Annotated in this window: 15 protein-coding genes; 6 read left to right on the top strand and 9 right to left on the bottom strand. The window is 69.5% G+C overall.

Translation table 11 applies throughout. The features are described from left to right. Positions 1-13: 13 nt before the first annotated feature. The 3 genes from mdlC to CVV72_RS33205 form a co-directional block, all read right to left on the bottom strand. Positions 14-1,597: a benzoylformate decarboxylase gene (gene mdlC, locus CVV72_RS33215; protein ID WP_219147883.1), complete on the bottom strand. Its 1,584-nt coding sequence runs from the start codon at positions 1,595-1,597 to the stop codon at positions 14-16. Between the two features lie 327 nt (positions 1,598-1,924). Then, positions 1,925-2,611: a copper homeostasis protein CutC gene (locus CVV72_RS33210; protein ID WP_219147881.1), complete on the bottom strand. Its 687-nt coding sequence runs from the start codon at positions 2,609-2,611 to the stop codon at positions 1,925-1,927. Positions 2,612-2,627: 16 nt separating this feature from the next. Beyond that, the gene (locus CVV72_RS33205; protein ID WP_219147879.1) at positions 2,628-5,297 is read right to left on the bottom strand and encodes a nitrate- and nitrite sensing domain-containing protein; all 2,670 of its coding nucleotides are present in this window, start codon (positions 5,295-5,297) and stop codon (positions 2,628-2,630) included. A gap of 191 nt (positions 5,298-5,488) precedes the next feature. Here CVV72_RS33205 and CVV72_RS33200 point away from each other — a divergent pair, with 191 nt between their 5' ends. Further along, the gene (locus CVV72_RS33200; RefSeq protein ID WP_219147877.1) at positions 5,489-6,448 is read left to right on the top strand and encodes an ABC transporter substrate-binding protein; all 960 of its coding nucleotides are present in this window, start codon (positions 5,489-5,491) and stop codon (positions 6,446-6,448) included. Here CVV72_RS33200 and CVV72_RS33195 read toward each other — a convergent pair. Beyond that, positions 6,445-7,077 (bottom strand): hypothetical protein, encoded by a 633-nt coding sequence (locus CVV72_RS33195; protein WP_219147875.1) that lies wholly within the window; start codon positions 7,075-7,077, stop codon positions 6,445-6,447. The two genes, CVV72_RS33200 and CVV72_RS33195, sit on opposite strands and share 4 nt — an antisense overlap. Positions 7,078-7,162: 85 nt before the next feature. Between CVV72_RS33195 and CVV72_RS33190 the strand changes: the two genes are divergently transcribed. From CVV72_RS33190 to CVV72_RS33180, 3 genes are all read left to right on the top strand, one after another. Next, entirely contained in the window at positions 7,163-8,809 is a 1,647-nt protein-coding gene (locus tag CVV72_RS33190) for a DNA repair helicase XPB (RefSeq protein ID WP_219147873.1), read from the top strand. 220 nt (positions 8,810-9,029) lie between these two features. After that, on the top strand, positions 9,030-9,785 hold the full coding sequence (locus CVV72_RS33185) for a DUF4253 domain-containing protein (protein WP_219147871.1): 756 nt from the start codon (positions 9,030-9,032) through the stop codon (positions 9,783-9,785). A gap of 52 nt (positions 9,786-9,837) precedes the next feature. Then, the gene (locus CVV72_RS33180) at positions 9,838-10,653 is read left to right on the top strand and encodes a DUF72 domain-containing protein (protein WP_219147870.1); all 816 of its coding nucleotides are present in this window, start codon (positions 9,838-9,840) and stop codon (positions 10,651-10,653) included. Positions 10,654-10,768: 115 nt separating this feature from the next. Here CVV72_RS33180 and CVV72_RS33175 read toward each other — a convergent pair whose 3' ends face one another. Further along, positions 10,769-13,591: a BTAD domain-containing putative transcriptional regulator gene (locus CVV72_RS33175; RefSeq protein ID WP_219147867.1), complete on the bottom strand. Its 2,823-nt coding sequence runs from the start codon at positions 13,589-13,591 to the stop codon at positions 10,769-10,771. Between the two features lie 57 nt (positions 13,592-13,648). Between CVV72_RS33175 and CVV72_RS33170 the strand changes: the two genes are divergently transcribed. Next, positions 13,649-14,593 carry an o-succinylbenzoate synthase gene (locus tag CVV72_RS33170; RefSeq protein WP_219147865.1) on the top strand — a complete coding sequence of 315 codons (945 nt, stop codon included), beginning with the start codon at positions 13,649-13,651 and terminating at the stop codon, positions 14,591-14,593. Positions 14,594-14,652: 59 nt separating this feature from the next. Here CVV72_RS33170 and CVV72_RS33165 read toward each other — a convergent pair whose 3' ends face one another. The 3 genes from CVV72_RS33165 to CVV72_RS33155 all read right to left on the bottom strand — a co-directional run bounded on the left by CVV72_RS33165 (position 14,653) and on the right by CVV72_RS33155 (position 17,171). Further along, the gene (locus CVV72_RS33165) at positions 14,653-15,561 is read right to left on the bottom strand and encodes a M23 family metallopeptidase (RefSeq protein ID WP_255632345.1); all 909 of its coding nucleotides are present in this window, start codon (positions 15,559-15,561) and stop codon (positions 14,653-14,655) included. A gap of 156 nt (positions 15,562-15,717) precedes the next feature. Beyond that, the gene (locus CVV72_RS33160) at positions 15,718-16,299 is read right to left on the bottom strand and encodes a septal ring lytic transglycosylase RlpA family protein (RefSeq protein ID WP_219147863.1); all 582 of its coding nucleotides are present in this window, start codon (positions 16,297-16,299) and stop codon (positions 15,718-15,720) included. Between the two features lie 77 nt (positions 16,300-16,376). Continuing rightward, positions 16,377-17,171, bottom strand: coding sequence for a transporter substrate-binding domain-containing protein (locus CVV72_RS33155; protein WP_219147861.1), 795 nt, complete (start codon positions 17,169-17,171; stop codon positions 16,377-16,379). A gap of 96 nt (positions 17,172-17,267) precedes the next feature. Between CVV72_RS33155 and CVV72_RS33150 the strand changes: the two genes are divergently transcribed. Then, the gene (locus tag CVV72_RS33150; RefSeq protein WP_007033414.1) at positions 17,268-17,492 is read left to right on the top strand and encodes a PspC domain-containing protein; all 225 of its coding nucleotides are present in this window, start codon (positions 17,268-17,270) and stop codon (positions 17,490-17,492) included. Between the two features lie 293 nt (positions 17,493-17,785). Here CVV72_RS33150 and groL read toward each other — a convergent pair whose 3' ends face one another. Further along, complete coding sequence (gene groL, locus CVV72_RS33145; protein ID WP_005164277.1) at positions 17,786-19,414, bottom strand: chaperonin GroEL; 1,629 nt, start codon at positions 19,412-19,414, stop codon at positions 17,786-17,788. Positions 19,415-19,650 lie beyond the last annotated feature (236 nt).

Below are 19,650 nucleotides of genomic sequence, written 5' to 3'. Positions count from 1 at the left end.
GCGAGCTGCCCGGTCAGTACAGCGTGCGCGGGTTCGCGTCGATGCGGACGTGCACCAGATGCGGCCGTTCGTCCGGCAGCGCGGCCTCCAGCGTCGGCTTGAGGTCCTCGGCCTTCTCGACGACCGACGTCCGCAGCCCCAGGCTCTTCGCCAGCGCGGGGAAATCGATGCCGCCGAGGTCGACGCCCGGCACCTTCTCGCCGCCCGCCGCCTCGCCGAGGATGCGCACGGCGGCGTACTGCGAGTTGTCGAAGATCACGAACGTCACCGGCAGGTTGTGCTGCGCCGCCGTCCACAGTGCCTGGACGCAGTACATGCTCGACCCGTCGCCGAGGATCGCGACGACCTTGCGGTCCGGACGGGCCAGCGCGGCACCGACGGCGGCCGGGAGGCCGTAGCCGAGGGTGCCGCTGGCGACCGTGAGGAAACCGGTGTCGGTGGACTTGATCGGCAGGTGGTCGTGCAGTTCGTTGCGGTGGCTCGGGGTCTCTTCGACGACGATCGCGTCGGCGGGCAGGACTTCCGAGATCACGGCGTAGGCGTAGGCCGGGCTGATCGGCGTGACCGCGGCGGGCTTTTCCAGCCGGGTACGGGGTTTCGGCGCTTCCCGCGGCGCGGCGCGGTCCAGCAGCGCGCGGATCGCGAGCTTCGGCGTCGCGCGGACGCCGGTGCCTTCCGCGGCCCTGGCGAGGATCTGTTCGTCGTCGCTGACCAGGAACAGCGGCGGCAGCGCGGTTTCCGACTCGCCCCGGTACACGTGGTAGGTGAACGCCGGGGCGCCGATGACGACCACGAGATCGTGCTCGGTCAGCGCGCTCGCGAGCGCTTTCCGTTCCGGCTGCAGGAATCCGAAGAACTGCGGGTGATCCTCGGGGAACGAGCAGCGCGCGCCCATCGGCGGCGCCCAGACTCCGGCGCCCACCTTTTCGGCCAGTTCGACGACGTCCGGCACGGCGCCTTCCCCGTCGATACCGGGGCCGACCACGATCGCCGGGTGCTCGGCGGCGTCCAAGGCGGACACCAGTTCGTCCAAAGCGGACGGATCGGGCGCGAAACCGGGGATCCGCGGCCGGGAGACGATCGGCTTCGTGGTCTCGACGTCCCAGTCGTCCACGGGCACCGAGACGAACACCGGGCCCATGGGCGCCTGCGTCGCGATGTGGTACGCCCGCGCCAGCGCCGCCGGGACGTCCTCGGCCCTGGCGGGCTCGCAGCTCCACTTCACGTACGGCTTGGGGAAGTTCGCCGCCTCGACGGCGCCGAGGAACGGATCGTCCGGCAGCAGCGACCTGGTCTGCTGGCCCGCCAGGATGATCAGCGGGGCGTTGTTGCGGTACGCGGTGAAGATATGCCCGAGCGCGTGGCCGACCCCGCCGGCGGAGTGCAGGTTCACCAGCGCCGCCTGCCTGCTCGCGCGGGCGTACCCGTCGGCCATCGCGACGACGGACGCCTCGTGGAGCGCGAGCACGTAGGTGAAGTCGTCGGGCCACTCTGTGAGGAAGGCGATCTCGGTCGTTCCGGGATTGCCGAAAACGGTGGTCAGGCCCAGATCGCGCAGCAGTTCCCTGGTCGCGTCACGTACGGTGCGGGTAGCCATGGCCACACGCTATCTCGTCCACACCCGATAGTTGAAGATGCAACCTCGTATCACCGTATGTGGTCTGGACCTGACCCCGTGTTCACGGCTCCGGTACGGGAGTCCCGAGTGGAGCGAAGGCCTCCGCGACTGCCACCGGCCAGGTGAGCCGAGAGTGGCGTGCAGGTTCTCGACTGTCCATAAGGAACACCGGCCGGGATAGGAGTGGCCGGTTCGAGCGCTTTGCACGGCTTTGCGGCCGGGTCGTGCGCTGTCGGTCACTCCTCGGACCAGATCGCCATGAGCGCCGCGCCCTCCCGACCTGCTGCCCGAGCCGGCGCTGAAGGCCTACTCCTTGACCAGCGCCGCCCACTCACGAACGGCGGCGACGTCCACAGTGTCCATGCCGGACTCCCAGCCGCCCGGGCGGACCGCACCGCCGACGTGGAACGCGCCGACCCCGCCCGCTCGCAGCAGATGCACCTGCTGTGCCCGCAGACCGCCGCCGACCAGCAGCCGGGGCCCGTCCTCACGCCGGGCGAGCCGCTGCAGCACCGAAAGCCCGTGCGCGACGCCGTGCGGATGCCCGGCCGCGAGCACCGTGTCGCAGCCGAGGGCGGCCAGCTGGTCGTAGGCGCGCAACGGGTCCCGCGCGCGGTCGATGGCACGGTGGAAGGTCCACGGCAGCCCGTCGAGTTCCTTGACCAGGGTCTCGCAGGCTTCGACGTCGATTTCGCTTTCCAGGTCCAGGAAGCCGAAGACGAACTCCCGCGCGCCCGCGTCGATCAGCCGCGCGGTGTCCGCACGCAGCCCGTCGAGGTCACCGGCGGCGAAGGACATGTTGTCGCGCAGCATGACCCGCACCGGGAGATCGGTGGCTCCCAGCACGTCGCGCAGCGTCTCGACCGACGGCGTGAGCCCGTCGCTGGCCATGTCGCTGACCAGTTCGAGGCGATCGGCCCCGCCCTCCTGCGCGCGCTCCGCGTCCACCGCGGTCAGCGCGATCACTTCCAGCAGGCCGGTTTTCGGGGTCATGGACCTTCCAATTCGCTCAATCCGAGGGGTTGTCGTCACCCCTGGCGTGGCGACCGCGCCGGAATCCGCCTTGCAGGCTGGTCATCCGTTCGCGGACCGCTTCGGGGGAAAGTGAGAGTATCGGCCTCTCCCCTCGCGGCTTCTCCGGCCTGTCGTCCTGCGACCGGGCCTCGGGGACGACGGCGGGCAGCACCGGCCAGGTCTCCTCCGCCCCGTCCTCCTGTTCCAGTTCGGCGGGCGTCGGCCAGGCGGGTTCCGGTTCCTTTTCCTTCGGCTCCACCGGTTTCAGCGTCGGTTCGGTCGGTTCGTCCGGGTCCTGCGCGGGCTCCTCGGGTACGGCGTGCTTCACCGGCTCGAACGAAGGCAAGGAGGGCGGGCCGGGTTCCGCGGGCGAAGGCCCTTCGCGCGGGCCTCCGTGGTCGAACCACTGCGAAAGCACGCTCTGGTACTTGGGCATCCGCTCGGTCGGCGAATCCAACTCGAGATGGTCGACGGCGTCGTCGTCCGAAGACGGCCATTCCGGCGGGTTCTCGCGCTCGACGACGGGGGCGCGCCGCAGCGGACCGGGGTCCAGGACGGGCGCGAACCGCGACTCCTCGGCGCTCTCCTCCGGCTCGGGCAGCGGCGGGACCTCCAGCGGCGGCTCGGGTTCCGGCTCCGGGACGACGACGGTGACGGGCACGTGTTCCGGAACCGGGGCGGACCGGGGCGCTTCGACGATGAGTCCGGCGGGCACGACGACCACCGCGGTGATCCCGCCGCCGTCGGCGGACCGGAGGCGGACGTCGATCTGGTGCCGGATCGCCAGCGTCGCGACCACGAACAGGCCCATCCGCCGGGAGACCTCGACGTCGACGTCCGGCGGGTTCGCCAGCCGCGCGTTGGTCCGGTCGATCTCCGCCTGCGGCATCCCGGCGCCGTGGTCGGTGATCTCGATCTGCCATTCCCCGCGGTCGGTCTCGTGCCCCTCGACCTGCACCATCGTGCTCTGATCCGAATAGCGGGTCGCGTTCTCCAGCAACTCGGAGACCACGTGCACGAGATCGTTGACGGCCTCGCCGCGCACCGCGATCCGCGGTTCCGGGCCGAGTTCGATCCTCTGGTAGTGCTCGACCTCCGAGAGCGCGGCGCCGATGATCTCGTCGGCGACGACGGCGCCACCGTCCTCACGGACGACGTCGGTTCCGGACAGCACCAGCAGGTTCTCGCTGTTGCGGCGCATCCGGGTCGCGAGATGGTCGAGTTCGAAGAGCCCGGCGAGCGTGTCGGGATCCTGTTCGTCGGCCTCCATACGGTCCAGCACGGACAGCTGCCGTTCGACGAGATCCTGGCTTCGCTGCGACAGGTTCACGAACATCGCGTTGATGTTCTCCCGCAGCATGGCCTGTTCCCCGGCGAGCCGGACGGCCTCGCCGTGCACCGCGTCGAACGCGCGCGCCACCTGGCCGAGTTCCTCGCGGCTGAACACCGGGACCGGGGCGACGGCCAAGCGCCGCCGCAGGTTTTCCGGCTGCGGTTCGGGGTCGCTGAGCAGTCCTTCGACGGCCGCCGGCAGCTGGTGCTCGGCGACGTGGAGCGCGCTGCGACGCAGGATCCGCAGCGGCCGCAGCAGCGATCGCGCGATGATCACCGAGAGCACCCCGGCGACGACCAGCACGGCGAGCACGATGCCGCCGTCCCAGATCGCGGACGTCCTCGCCCGTGCCGCGAGGGCGTCGGTGCGTTCCTGGAGCTGGACGAGCAGCGCCTGCTGCACCTGGTGGGCGAGATTGACCGTGTAGGTGGCCGAGGTGTCCCACTGGTCAGGGTCCAGCCCGCCGAGCCCCTGGTCGTTCTCCGCGCGGATGAGCGCCGATTCGACCATGTCGTTGCCGATGTCGACGATCAGGCCGATGACCGTGTCGTCGTACATCCGCTGCTGCTCGGGGGTAGCGAAGGTGCGGTAGTCGTTGCGGGCGGCGGCGAGTTCCGCCTCCGCGCCGAGCAGCGCGCGGGTCCGGTCCCGGTTGAGGCCGCCCTGCGCGAGCGCGGCCGCCATGATCGCGCGTTTGACCGACATCTGGTCCTTGACCCGCGCGAGGGCGTTGCCCGCGAGGCGGAGCTTCCCCAGATCCGGATCGGAGACGTCGGCGGCGGTGGAATCGCTGATGTCGAGCAGGCCGGAGATCAGGTCGCTGTAGGAGCGCAGCACCGCGTCGGCGGGAAAGGCGGAGTGTTCCGCGGAAAAACGGAGGCCGGTCAGCACGCGCAGCCGGTCGCTGGTCTGCTGCAGGCTGGTCGCGGTCTTGCCGCCGAGCCTGCTCTTGCTCTCGCCGAGCGTGCGATCGAACGTGCCGATGGCCTCGTCGACACGCTTGCGCTGCTCGGTCAGTTCGGAAAGGTCGCCTTTGCGATCGCCCGCGACGAACCGGACGGTGAGATCTCGTTCGCGCTGGAGCTGGTGCACGGCCTCGGCGACGGTGCTGTCGACGCGGCCGCGGGTGGCGAACTCGGCCAGCTGCCTCGCGTCCCGCAGATCGGAGTTGACCCGGAGCCCGACGAGGGCGACCACCGCGAGGGCGGGAATCAGGAGTACCACGAAGAGTTTGGTACGCAGGTGCCAGTTCCGCAGCCGCCAGCGTCCGCCGACACGAGGATGCCGTTCCGCCGCGTCGCCCCCACGGGGACGCTTGTCGCGACGGGCCACCTGGTTTCCTTTTCCCACCACGGGACCCTTTCCCATGGCTGACATCGGGGACGAGAGCCCGAACCTACTGTAGAGTAACAAGGTTCGAGAACGATCGAAAGCCGCGCCATCGGGCGCCTCCCGCAGGCGATCGTATGGGGCCCGGACCATACGATCCAGAAGGAGGAGCACATTCTCTCGGTAGGTGAGCGGTGACGAAGATGCGCGTCTTGGCGATTCCGCTGGTAGCGGCGCTGCTGGCGACGGCCGGTTGCGGAGTGTTTTCCAGTGGTGACGCAAGCACCGACGCGCCACTCGAACGGACGGAACTGCGTATCGGCGTCGGCAGCCCCATCGACACGGCGCCATTGCGGGTCGCCGTCGCCGACGGGAAGTTCACCGCGGCCGGTCTTTCGGTGACCCTCGTCGAAGTCCCCGCCGACCAGGCGATCGGCAAACTCTCCGCGGGCGAGATCGATCTGGCGTTCGCGAGCGACGTGTCGATCTTCCGTGCTTCCGCGGCCGGGACGGCGCTCCAGTTGCAGGGCGAGGCGTACACCGCCGGCCGCAACACCATGGCGCTCGTCACACTCCCCGGCTCCGACTACACCGAGCCGACCCTCAAGAAGTCACCGAAGATCGCGGTGAACATGCTCGACGACGTCGGCGTGCTGGCGGCCCGCTCGGTACTGGGGACCGCGGGCGTCGACGTGAACCGGATCCAGTTCAAGCAGCACCCGTTCGACCGGATGCCCCAGGCGTTGCAGGCGGGCGAGGTCGATGCCGCGTGGATGGTCGAGCCGTACATCACCAGGGCCGAAAAGGAACTCGGGGCGAGCATCCTCGCCGACGGCGCCCGCGGCGCGACACTGGACTTCCCGATGTCGTCCTACGTTTCGACGGGTGCCTTCGGGCAGGGCAACGCCCGCGCGCTCGCGGTCTTCCGCAAGGTGCTCGGCGAAGCGCAGGTGCGGGCGGCCGATCCCGCCGTAGTCCGCGACGCGCTGCCGTCGTTCTCAGACATCGACCGGACCACGGCGTCGCTGATCTCGCTCGGGACGTATCCGGTGTCCCTCAACGGCATCCGGCTGCAACGCGTCGCCGACCTGATGCACAACTCCGGCCTGCTCGGCGCGCGGCTCGACGTGCAGTCGATGGTGGCGCGCCCCTAGATGTTCTCCCCGGTCGGCCTGAGGCACACGGTGCGCACGGGCGGCCCGGTGTAGCGCAGTTCGGTGTCCTCCGGCATGCAGACGGCCGCCGATCCCCGCATCACGGTCGCGCGCGCCTCCGCGCTGATGTCGCTGCAGCGGACCTTCGCGATCCGCGTCTCGTGCACGACGTCGCGCAGGCAGTCCCCGCTCTCGACGTTCAGCGCAAGGCAGAGCGTCTTGTCCGCCCTGGTGCTCGACGAACCCCCGTACAGCTCGAACTGGATGTAATCGGCGCTGCGGCAGTCCGACGAGCCCGACCGCACCTCGTCGACGCGGAAGGTCGCGCGATCCGACGAGCAACTGGCCGTCGTGTAGCTCTGTTTGCCGCCCGCCTCGTCGGTCAGGTACAGGCACTTGCCCGCCTCGACCTTGGTGAACCGGCTCGACTGCGAGAGCCCGAAAGCGGCCAGGCTCCCCAGGCCCAGCGCGGCGACGACACCCAGCACGATCGAGACCTTGGCCAGCACGCTCAGCGGCGGCGGCTTGGGGAACGGCGTCGGCGGTACCGCCTCGGGCATCGAGGGCAGCGGCGCGGGCGCGTTGAACGGGTCGTACTCGGGTGTCCCGCCGGTCGGTGTAGTCGTCAAGGTCCCCTCCAGTCACCTGCCGCATATCCTTCCACCAGCGGTGCCGCGGCGGGAGCCGGTGTGGCCGGAACGTATAAAGGACGATGTGACCGATGGCCCGCTGATCGTCCAATCCGACAAGACCGTGCTCCTCGAGGTCGACAACAGCCAGGCCGACGACGCGCGGATCGCCATCGCGCCGTTCGCCGAACTGGAACGCGCGCCCGAGCACGTCCACACCTACCGGATCACGCCACTGGCGTTGTGGAACGCCCGCGCGGCGGGCCACGACGCCGAACAGGTCGTCGACGCGCTGACGACGTACTCGCGCTTCCCCGTCCCCCAGCCGCTGCTCATCGACATCGTGGACACGATGGGCCGGTTCGGGCGGCTGCAGATCGCGAACCACCCGGCGCACGGCCTGGTGATGTCGACCATCGACCGCGCGGTGCTGGAGGAGATCCTCCGCCACAAGAAGATCAGCCCGATGCTGGGCGCCCGCATCGACGAGGACACCGTCATCGTGCACCCGTCCGAACGCGGGCGGCTCAAGCAGGCGCTGCTGAAGGTCGGCTGGCCCGCCGAGGACCTCGCCGGTTACGTCGACGGCGAGGCGCACCCGATCGACCTCGCCGAGGTCGACTGGGAGCTGCGCGACTACCAGCGCAAGGCCGCCGAGGCGTTCTGGGCGGGCGGCTCCGGCGTCGTCGTGCTGCCGTGCGGCGCGGGCAAGACGCTGGTCGGCGCCGCGGCCATGGCGCACGCGAAGGCGACCACGCTGATCCTGGTGACGAACACCGTCGCCGGACGGCAGTGGAAACGGGAGCTGGTCGCGCGGACCTCGCTCACCGAGGAGGAGATCGGCGAATACTCCGGGGAGAAGAAGGAGATCCGGCCGGTCACCATCGCGACCTACCAGGTGGTCACGCGCAAGACCAAGGGTGAATACAAGCATCTGGACCTGTTCGATTCGCGGGATTGGGGCCTGGTCGTCTACGACGAGGTCCACCTTCTGCCCGCGCCGGTGTTCCGGATGACCGCGGACCTGCAGTCGCGGCGCCGGCTCGGGCTGACCGCGACCCTGGTGCGCGAGGACGGGCGCGAGGGCGACGTGTTCTCCCTGATCGGCCCGAAGCGGTACGACGTCCCGTGGCGCGACATCGAGGCGCAGGGTTGGATCGCGCCGGCGGAATGCACCGAGGTCCGGGTGACGCTGACGGACGCCGAAAGGCTCGCGTACGCGACCGCCGAGGCCGAGGAACGGTACAAACTGGCGGCGACCGCGGACACCAAGACCAAGGTGATCAAATCGCTGGTCGACCGGCATCCCGGCGAGCCGACCCTGGTCATCGGGGCCTATCTCGACCAGCTGGAGATGATCGGCGACGAACTCGACGCGCCGGTGATCCAGGGCGCGACACGGAACAAGGAACGCGAAGAACTGTTCGACGCGTTCCGTCGCGGAGAGATCAGGACCCTGGTCGTTTCGAAGGTCGCGAACTTCTCGATCGACCTGCCGGAGGCGTCGGTCGCCATCCAGATCTCCGGGACGTTCGGCTCGCGGCAGGAAGAGGCACAGCGGCTGGGACGGCTGCTCCGGCCCAAGGGCGACGGGCGGCAGGCACATTTCTACTCGGTCGTCTCGCGGGACACCGTGGACACGGAGTACGCGGCGCACCGGCAGCGGTTCCTGGCGGAACAGGGGTACGCGTACCGGATCGTGGACGCGGACGACCTGCTGCGCCCCATGTAGGGACAGCCCTCGGTCCGGGTGTACTGGGGAAGGTGCGAAGGCCCCCTTCCCTCGGCTGAGCCGAGGGAAGGGGGCCTTCACGCGCGGCTGGTGCTTATGTGACAGCAGGGGCACCTGAGGCGCCCGTCCTTGGATCCCGCAAACGGGGTATCGAAAACTGTCGGTGCTTCGAACTAGTGTTCGGGTAGTGTTGACCGAACACCAGTTCGAGGGGAAGCCGATGACGATCGCACCGTTCCGTCCGGGTACGCCGCCCGTCCAGACCCTGCCGCCCGGCCGGTGGCACGGCCGGATCTGGGTTTCGGATCTGCCGTTGGCCAGGCCGGAGCGCTACACCGGCTGCGTCGCCGAGTTCGACCGCTCCGGTCTGTGGCCGGTGCTGATCCCGCACGACCAGCGCTTCGCCGCCAACGGCGAGGACTGGATCGACGACCGCGGCAGGCTCGCCCCCGCCGACCACCGGATCGCCTCGGTGGATCCGGCCGAGGTGCTGGCCCGCTGGTGGGACACCTCGTGCTGCGACGGCGCCTGCCTGCGCCCGTTCGGCGCGAAGTTCCCGGGGCTCGCCCGTCGTCCGGCGCGCCGGGCGGATCCGCTGGCCGAAGCGGGCAACACCGGGTCGATCCTGGCCGCGCGCGGGCCGCATCGGCTGGCGCTGGTGCAGACGGAGCGGCCCGCCGACATCCCGGCGATCCTCGGCTGGACGGGCATGATCAAGGCGACCGACCAGGTCCACGAGCTGTCCGCGGTCCTGCGCAGCTGGGAAGACCGTTTCGGCGCGACGCTCACGGTGCTGGGCTTCGACTCGATGGAGCTGTCGGTGGCCGCGCCACCGCGCACCCAGGGCCGCGCGCTCACCGTCGCCGCCGAGCACCGGGCGTTCTGCCTGTCCTCGTTCGCCGGTCAGCCGGGCAATCTCCGCGAATTCGCCTCCAGCCTGGTCCAGACCCGCCGCTGGCGGTTCTCGTGGGCGTGAGCGGGCGTTTGCGCCGGCCGGAGAGGGGGAATCAGGGCGACGCGGAAAGGCGGTGATCGACGTCGCGGAGCTGAGGATCGGCACTTCGGGCTGGCGCTACCCACCGTGGCGCGGGGACTTCTATCCCCGCGGCCTGGTGCAGCGGCGCGAGCTGGAATACCTGTCGTCCCGGATGAACTCGGCGGAGATCAACGGCTCGTTCTACTCGTTGCAGCGTCCCGAGCGATACCGGTCGTGGGCCGAAGAGACACCGGACGACTTCGTCTTCGCCGTCAAAGGCGGCCGCTTCATCACGCATATGAAGCAACTGCGGGACGTCGAGACGCCGCTGGCGAACTTCTTCGCGTCCGGGGTGCTGGCGCTCGGCCGGAAACTGGGGCCGTTCCTCTGGCAGCTGCCGCCCCGGCTGGCGTTCGACGCCGAGCGTGTCGAGGCGTTCTTCAAGCTCTTGCCGCGCACCAGCCACGCCGCCGCCAAGCTCGCGGGCAAGCACGACGACAAGCTGAAGGCCGAGCCGCACACCGATCCGAAACCGCGCCGGAAGCTGCGGCACGCCGTCGAAGTACGGCATCCGAGCTTCGCCGAGCCCGAAAGCCTCGAACTCTTCCGCGAACACGGTATCGCGCTCGTGGTCGCCGACACCGCGGGCAAGTTCCCGTTCATCGACGAGATGACGAGCGACGAATTCGCGTACGTCCGCCTGCACGGCGACGAGGAACTGTACGTCAGCGGGTACAGCGACAAGGCCTTGGAGAAATGGGCCCGGAAGATCAAGGGCTGGGACCGCGACACGTACGTCTACTTCGACAACGACGTCAAGGTGGAGGCCCCGAAGAACGCGATCGCCCTCGCGAAACTGCTGGCTTGACCCGCGCACGCTGCACAGTCAGCGCGCAGTGAGCGGTGTCCTGTTAGGTGACATGTGCGGGCACGGGCGTACTCGCGTGCTGCGACTGGGGGTCGGCACGCCGGGCGCCCGTGCCTCACTCGGCCTTGGCCGTTTCGCCGACGAGCGAGGCCAGCTTCGTCCGGACGTCCTCGGCGTCGGGATGCGCGAGCTCGGTCAGCACCCGGACCGAACGCAGCCAGCACTCCCGCGCCGACGAGGGATCACCGAACCGAAGATGGATTCCGCCGAGCTGGGCCAGCACGTCGGCCGCCTCGTAGAGCTCACCGTGGGCGAAGAACATCTCGACGGCGCGCCGCATGCAGGTGATGCCCTCCTCGCCGCGGCCGAGCCCGACCAGCGCGGTGCCCTTGGTGTGCAAGGTGAAGCGGGCTTCGTCGGGGAGCGCGTGCGCTTCCAGCGCCAAGGCTTGATCGGCGAAGTCGAGTGCCTGCTCGAAGCGGCCCGCCTTGGTGCAGATGTCGCCGAGAGCCTGCAGCGCGCTGGCCTCCATGCCGGCGCCGACGTTGCTCTCCCGGATGAGCCGCAACGCGCGCGTCCCGTATTCCCATCCGGTGTCGGGGTCCTGGCTGGCCAACGTGAGGTTGTAGAGGGCCCGCGCCTCACCTTGCCGGTCCCCGACCTGCCGTTGCAGTTCGACGACCTGCTTCAGGTAGCCGACGCAGTCGTCGTACTGGCGGGCGACGCCGCAGGCCACACCGAGTCCGCTGAGGATGGCGGCCTCGCCGGAGCGGTCTCCCAGGTCGCGGGCGGCGCGGAGCGCCACGCCGAACACCGAACGCCAGTCCTCCAGCCGCGCCCGCACGATGAAGTACGACTGCAGCAGCCACGCCAGCTGCCAGCACTCCCGGTACCGCCGCTCCCGGTACGCGACGTTCACCGCGGCGATGAGGTTCCCCGCCTCCTCGTCGAACCAGTCGAGCGCCTGCTCGTAGTGCCCGAACCTCAACCCGCCACCGTCGAACCGCTCCGGTTCCACGAGCCGGTAATGCCGTTCCGGACGCAGGAGCCTCGACGCGTTCAACGCCGAAGCGAGCGACGCGTGGAGCAGCCTGTCCAGCACGGCCGTCCGCGCTTCGGGCCCATCGATCTTCGCCGAAAGCTCGGCGGCGTAGGCCCGGATCAGGTCGTGGAACTGGTACCGGCCGGGCCTGGACCGCGCGATCAGGTGCGCGGACGCGAGTTTCGCCAGATCCTCGTGCGCTTCGGCGATGTCGACCCCGGCCACCGCCGCGGCCGCGGGCACGCTGAAGTCGACGCCGGTGGGCAGGCCGAGCAGCCGCAGCAGCCGCGCGGCCCGTTCGTCGAGCGCGCGGTACGAGTACGAGAAGACGGCCCGGATGTTCGTCTCGTCGCCGTCGGCGAGGTCGAACGAGCCCAGACGGTCCTGTTCGGCTTCCAGCAGCCGGACGAACTCGCCCAATCCGAGGTCCGGGAATTGCGCGGCCCGCACCGCGAGGATCCGGATGGCCAGTGGCAGCCCGCCGCAGTACCGGACGAAGCGTTCGGTGGCCTCGGGATCTTCGGCGACGCGATCCAGCCCGATCGTCGACGCGAGAAGGGCGATCGCGTCCTCGTCCGGCAGTTCCTCCAGCGCGACGCGCCGCGCGCCGTGGGTCGCCACGAGCGCCTGCAACTGCCAGCGGCTGGTCACCAGCACCAGGCAGCCGGGGCCGGGCAGCAACGGCCTGATCTGCTCGGTGCTCCCCGCGTTGTCGAGCAGGATCAGCATCCGGCGGCCGGCGCTGTAGGTGCGCCAGGTGGCCGCGCGCCCGTCGACGTCGGCGGGGATCCGGTCGGCGGGGACACCGACGGAGACGAGCATGGTTTCGAGCGCGGCGGCGGCTTCGACCGGTTCGCCGGGTCCGTAGCCGCGCAGGTTGAGGTACACCTGCCCGCCGGGGAAACGGTCTCCGACCTCGTGCGCGAAATGGACGGCGAGCGTCGTCTTTCCGATCCCGCCCATCCCTTCGATCGACGCGATCGACGTCGAGCGCTCGGTGTCCAGCGCCTCCGGGACGAGTCCGTGCAGCGCCTTGAGGTCGCGCTGGCGGCCGGAGAACACCCGGAGATCGGCGGGGAGCTGCCGCGGGATCAACGGCTCGGCGCCGAGCCGGTACCGCGTCAGTCCGGAGTCCAATGTGGTCTCGGCGGACTCTTCGCCGGTCAGGATGGCCTGATGCGCCCGCTGCAGCGACGCGCCGGGGTCGAGGCCGAGTTCTTCGGCCAGCACCGCGCCGATCCGGCGGTAGACGTTCAGCGCCTCGGCCTGCCTGCCGGAGCGGTAGAGCGCGATCATCAGCTGCTCGTGCAGCCGCTCCCGCAGCGGGTTCTCACGGCACAACCTCGTCAGCTCGGGAACGACGGTGGCGTGATCGCCGAGGGCGATGAGCGCGTCGGCCCACTGCTCACGCACGCGCAACCGCTCTTCCCCCAGTTGGTCGGCTTCGTCCCGAAGCAGCGCTTCGGAGTGGACGTTCTGCAATGCCGGGCCACGCCACTCGGACAGCGCGGCGGCGAACCGGTCCGCGGCCCCGCGCAGGTCACCGTCCCGCGCGGCCTCCGTCCCGGCCGTGGCGAGTGACCGGAACCGGGCGAGGTCGAGCAGCTTCTCGTCGAGTTCGAGCAGGTAGCCGCCGCGTTCCGTGCGGATCGTGACCTCGTCACCGAGCGCGCGGCGGACCCGCAGGATGTAGGTCTGCAGGGCCCCTTTGGAGCGCCGCCGGTCGTCCGGCCACAGCCAGCGGCCCAGCTCCTCGACCGGCACCACCGTGTTCGCGCGCAGCAACAGACCCGCCAGCACGATGAGCGGCCTGCTGCCGCCCAAGGGCACCGGCAGCCCGTCCGCCGTGACCTCCGTGGGCCCCAGCACGCGAAAGTCGAGTGCCACGTCGCTCATTCTGTCCGGAACCGAGACAAACGGCACGTGATTCCCACAGTGGCATGATCGGTGCCGATGGATGTCTACGCTATCCCCCTGCGCACGCGGTTCCGCGGCATCACCGTCCGTGAAGGACTGCTGATCCGCGGTGAAGCGGGCTGGGGCGAATTCTGCCCGTTCTCCGACTACTCCGACGCGGAGAGCGCGCCGTGGCTGGCGTCCGCGCTGGAGGCGAGCGAACGCGGCTGGCCGTCGCCGGTGCGGGAGAGCGTCGAGGTGAACGCGACCGTCCCGGTGGTGTCCCCGGACAAGGCGTACGAACTCGTGTCCGCGTCGGGTTGCCGCACGGCGAAGGTGAAGGTCGCCGACCCGCGGGTGAGCCTCGCCGAGGACTGCGCCCGGGTGGAGGCGGTGCGGTCCGCGCTGGGACCGCGGGGCGCGGTCCGTGTCGACGCGAACATGGCCTGGGACGTGGACACCGCGGTCAAGGCCATCGGTGAACTGGACCGCGCGGCGGGCGGGCTCGAATACGTCGAGCAGCCGTGCCCGTCGATCGAGGAGCTCGCCGACGTCCGGCGCCGGGTCGGCGTGCGGATCGCCGCGGACGAATCGATCCGCCGGGCCGAGGATCCGCTCAAGGTGGCCGTGGCGGGAGCGGCCGACATCGCCGTGCTGAAGGTCGCGCCGCTGAGCGGGGTCCGGCGAGCGCTGGAGGTCGCCGAAGCGTGCGGGCTGCCGTGCGTGGTGTCGTCCGCCGTCGAGACGAGCGTCGGTCTCGCCGCCGGGCTGGCGCTCGCGGGCGCACTGCCCACTTTGGACTTCGCCTGCGGCCTGGGCACGATGTCCTTGCTGACCGGGGACGTCTGCGGCGCCTCACTGTCCCCTGTGGACGGTCGACTGCCGGTGCCGCTCCAGGCTCCCGCTCCCGACCTGTTCGCGGCTCACGCCGCCGCCCCGGACGTCCGGGACGCCTGGGAAGCCCGCCTCACCCGCGTCCGCGCCCACCTCCGGATGCCATGAACGGTCCGTTCCTTGCGAAATTTGCAAGGAACGGACCGTTCATGGCGTTCGGGTGACGATCAGGTGCAGTGCTCGAAAGGCGATTCGTAGCTGTTGGAACCCGCCGAGCCGCCCCACCGGACGCACTTCGCGCCGGCGGCCGCGCTCACCGGGCCCGCGTAGTACTCGAAGCTGCCGGAGTCGGTCTTCCTCGACGAACCTTGGACTTCGAGGAAGGCGGAAACCGCGCTGCCCGTGCCGACCGAGGTCGACTTGATGGTGGTGACGCAGTTGTTCTTGGTCGTGCCGTTGTACAGCAGGTACGCGGTCGCGGCGCTGCCGAGCGCCTGTGAGTCGATCACCTTGTAGCCGTCGCCGCACACCTCGACGGCGTCGTACGGGTTGGGATTCCCGCTGCCGCTGCAGGTGTTCTTCGAAGTCACGTTGGCGTTGGGGTAGCCGAACTTCACGCCGTTGAAGTACGCGGGCTTGATGTTGCTCGGCCACGACGAGTCGTTGGTGCGGACCTCGTAGTGCAGGTGCGGGCTGATGTTGTTGCCCGGCTTGGAGGTGTTGCCGACCTCGCCGATCTTCTGCCCCTGCGCGACCTGCGCGTTGAGCGCGACCGAGCGGACCTTCAGGTGCGCGTAGTAGGTCGACCATCCCCCACCGTGGTCGATCTTCACCAGGTTGCCGAACCCGTTCTCCGACCCCTGGTGCGCCGAGATGACGACCTTGCCCGCCGCCGCCGCGACCACGGTGTCGCCAAGGTCCGCGTCCGCGGAGCCGCCGCGGTTGAAGTCGATCTCGTAGGCCCGGTGCGCGCTGCTGTTGTCGTTGTCGCCGTTCCACACCTGGTTGCAGGGGAACGGGAGCTGGAAGTTGGGACGCGGCCCGACGGCGGCCTCGGCCGACGTCGCGGTGATCGCCAGCCCGGCCATGCCCAGCAAGGCGGTGGCGGCCGCCGTGACCACTCGTCTGAATCTCATCGGAAGTCCTTTCTCGGCGTTTCGTGAGAAGCGTCCCGAAAGGGCGTACAAGCGAGATACAAACGACCACGAGCCCTCCTGGCCGAGGGGACCAGGAGGACTCGTGCCGCCTCCGCACCGGACCGTCCGCGTCTTCCCCGTCCCGGTGCGGGTGTCTCAGCCGACCCGCTCGATGGTGGCCCGGCGGATCAGGAACTTCCCGGGTTCGCGGACCTGCTCGAAGGCCGCGTCGTTCAGCAGCGCGCAACTGCCGGAAACGCCGGTGACCTCGACGGTCGTGGACTTGTCGTTGTCCAGGTTCGTCACCTTCAGCTGGGTGCCCACCGGGAACTCGCTGCTCGACGCCGCGGGTGCGCCGCCCTCGCCGGACAGCGTCACCGTGGAGCCCTGGCAAACGACTTCGCCTTCCCCAGCCGCCTGCTCGACGGCCTCGCCCGCCACGGCGTCGGCCTGGACGTCCTCGGTGCATCCCGCGGCTTCGCGGCGCTGCTGGATGAGGTCGACGACGGCCTGCCGGTTCGCGATCCGCGCCGCGGACTGCGCGTCCGGATCCGCCCGCTGGCCCGCGATGAAGCCGAGATTGTTCCGGAGGGCGGTGTCCAGTCCCTGGCAGCTTTCCGCGGCCTGCCCGTCCGGAGTGCTGATCGCGAACATCGCCGCGGCGATGGCGGCCACCCCGAGAACGGACGCGATGCCGATCGTCGCACGCTTGCGGTGTTTCCCGGCACTGTTCATCATCGGTGCTTCCTCCGGTCTGGTTCCTCCTCACCCACATCCAGGGATACGGCCGGGTAACGGAAATGGTTCAACCGATTTCAGCCGAGCCAGGGTTTCGCGATCCGCGCGTAGGTGCCGTCGTTCAGCGCGAGATGCAGCCACTGGTCGGCCCACTCCTTGAACACGGCGTCGCGCGGCATCAGGTACGCCTTCTCCGAAAAGGTGAACGGCTCGTCGGGGTGCACCGCGCACAGACGCGGATTCCGCTTTGCCTGCCAACGGGTTTCGGTCGCGTCGGTGATCATCAGATCGGCCCGGCCCGCGAGAATCTCGGCGAAGATGGTGTTGTTGTCCGGATGCCGCACGATGGTCGCGCGCTTGAGATTGGCGTCGGCGAACTGTTCGTTGGTACCGCCCGGGTTCACGATCGCCCGGACGCCCGGCTGGTCGATCTGCTCCAGCGTCTGGAACCGCTTTTCGTTCTCGCACAAGGTGATCGGCGTCTTGCCGTCACGGAGATAGGGAACGGTGTAGAACCCCTTCTTCGCGCGGTCCAACGTCACCGACACCCCGCCCATCGCCAGATCGCATTTCCGCCCGACGTCGTCGGCGATCGCCTTCCACGTGGTCTGGACCAGTTGGAGCCGGACACCGAGCCGCCGCGCGAGATCGCCCGCGAGGTCGATGTCGATCCCGCTCCACGCGCCCGCCGCGTCGCGATAGGTGAACGGCCGATAGTCGCCCGTCGAGCACACGCGGATCTCGCCGCGGGCCTGAACGACGTCGAGCCTGCTCTGCGCGCCATGACCTTCGGGCGCGGCGCCGGCCGTACCGATTCCCAGCACGGTCAGCACCGCGACCCCGAACGTGAGTACCTTCGCCTTGATCGTCATCAAGGCATTCTCCCCGCCCCTCAGGGTCGGATTCCAGGGTCGGGTCGGGGCCGTTCCCCGATGTGCCGGGGGTCGTCCCGGGGCGAACATGGAGCCATGACCAACAGCGTGTACACCCCCCAGGCCACCAAGAAGCTCTACCGCAGCCGCACCGACAAGATGCTCGCGGGCGTCGCCGGCGGCTGGGCCGCCTACCTCGGCGTCGACGCCGCGATCCTGCGCATCGCCCTCGTGGCGGGCGTCTTCTTCACCGCCGGCTTCGCGATCCCGCTCTACGCCGCCGCGTGGCTCCTGACTCCGGAACAGCCGGGCGAATCCTGACGGGGCGGGCGTCGCGCGCAGGGGGCGCGGCGCCCGTTGGGGCAGGGGGACAAGGGAAAGGCCCGGGCATGGGGATGCCCGGGCCTTTCCTTTCGCCGTAACTCGCGTGACTGAGGCCGTGACTCGCGTGTCCAGAGGCGTAACTCGCGTGATTGGAGCCGTATCACGCCCGGTTGGCGAGTTACGGCTTCAATCACGCGAGTTACGTCCCCAAACACGCGAGTTACGGGCAAAGGAAAAGCCCGGACGCGCGAGGCGCGTCCGGGCTTTCCGGTGGTGCTACAGGCTCGAACTCAGAAGTCCATGCCGCCCATGCCACCGGACGGGTCGGCGGGAGCGGCCGAGGCCTTCTCCGGCTTGTCCGCCACGACGGCTTCGGTGGTCAGGAACAGCGCCGCGATGGAAGCGGCGTTCTGCAGCGCGGAGCGGGTGACCTTCGTGGGGTCCGGCACGCCGGCGGCGAGCAGGTCCTCGTAGACACCGGTGGCGGCGTTGAGGCCGTGGCCCTGCGGGAGGGACTTGACCTTCTCCGCCACGACGCCGCCTTCGAGGCCGGCGTTGATCGCGATCTGCTTGAGCGGCGCCTCGACGGCGACCTTGACGATGTTGGCACCAGTGGCCTCGTCGCCCTCGAGCTTCAGACCGGCGAAGGCGGCCTCGGCGGCCTGGATGAGAGCGACGCCACCACCGGCGACGATGCCCTCCTCGACGGCGGCCTTGGCGTTGCGCACCGCGTCCTCGATGCGGTGCTTGCGCTCCTTCAGCTCGACCTCGGTGGCGGCACCGGCCTTGATGACGGCCACGCCGCCGGCCAGCTTCGCCAGCCGCTCCTGGAGCTTCTCGCGGTCGTAGTCCGAGTCCGAGTTGTCGATCTCGGCGCGGATCTGGTTGACGCGACCCTGGATCTGGTCGGCGTCGCCCGCACCCTCGACGATGGTGGTCTCGTCCTTGGTGATGACGGCCTTGCGCGCCTTGCCCAGCAGGGAAAGGTCCGCGTTCTCCAGCTTGAGGCCGACGTCCTCGGAGATGACCTGGCCACCGGTCAGGATCGCGATGTCCTGCAGGATCGCCTTGCGGCGGTCACCGAAGCCCGGGGCCTTGACGGCGACGGACTTGAAGGTGCCACGCATCTTGTTGACGATGAGGGTGGCCAGGGCCTCGCCCTCGACGTCCTCGGCGATGATCAGCAGCGGCTTGCCGGACTGGATGACCTTCTCCAGCAGCGGCAGGACGTCCTTGACGGTGGAGATCTTGGAGCCGAAGAGGAGGACGTACGGGTCCTCGAGCTCGGCTTCCTGACGCTCCGGGTCGGTCACGAAGTAACCGGAGATGTAGCCCTTGTCGAAGCGCATACCCTCGGTGAGCTCGAGCTCGAGCCCGAAGGTGTTGCTCTCCTCGACGGTGACGACGCCTTCCTTGCCGACCTTGTCCAGCGCCTCGGCGATGAGCTCACCGATGGTGCGGTCCGCGGCGGAGATCGACGCGGTGGCGGCGATCTGCTCCTTGGTCTCGATCTGGACGGCGGCCTTGTGCAGCTGCTCGGTGATGGCCTCGACGGCCGCCTCGATGCCGCGCTTCAGGCTGATGGGGTCGGCCCCGGCGGCGACGTTGCGCAGACCCTCGCGGACGAGAGCCTGGGCGAGCACGGTGGCGGTGGTGGTGCCGTCACCCGCGACGTCGTCGGTCTTCTTGGCAACTTCCTTGACGAGCTCGGCCCCGATCTTCTCCCACGGGTCCTCGAGCTCGATCTCCTTGGCGATGGAGACACCGTCGTTGGTGATCGTCGGCGCGCCCCACTTCTTTTCGAGCACGACGTTCCGGCCCCGCGGGCCGAGGGTCACCTTGACGGCTTCGGCGAGGGTGTTCAAGCCGCGCTCAAGACCGCGGCGGGCGTCCTCGTCGAACGCGATCAGTTTGGCCATTGCGGTGTGGTCCTCCGGTATTGGGCGCCGCCGCACGCCTACTACAGCGCGGCGGCAGGACTCTTCCTCGGCCAGGCTCGGTGCCCGCGACGGACGACCCACCCGATCAAGGGTGCGGCCTCACCGTCCCGACCTTCAGGCGAGCGATCGGTGACCGCTCTGCCTGGCACTCGACGGCGTCGAGTGCCAATGTCGTGTTTAGCACTCTCCAGGGGAGAGTGCAAGAACCGCAGGTC

This window comes from Amycolatopsis sp. TNS106, assembly GCF_019330265.1.
In the GTDB taxonomy this organism is placed as follows: domain Bacteria; phylum Actinomycetota; class Actinomycetes; order Mycobacteriales; family Pseudonocardiaceae; genus Amycolatopsis; species Amycolatopsis lurida.
The sequence above is the reverse complement of the archived record's forward strand: the minus strand, read 5'-3'. Positions and strand labels throughout refer to the sequence as shown.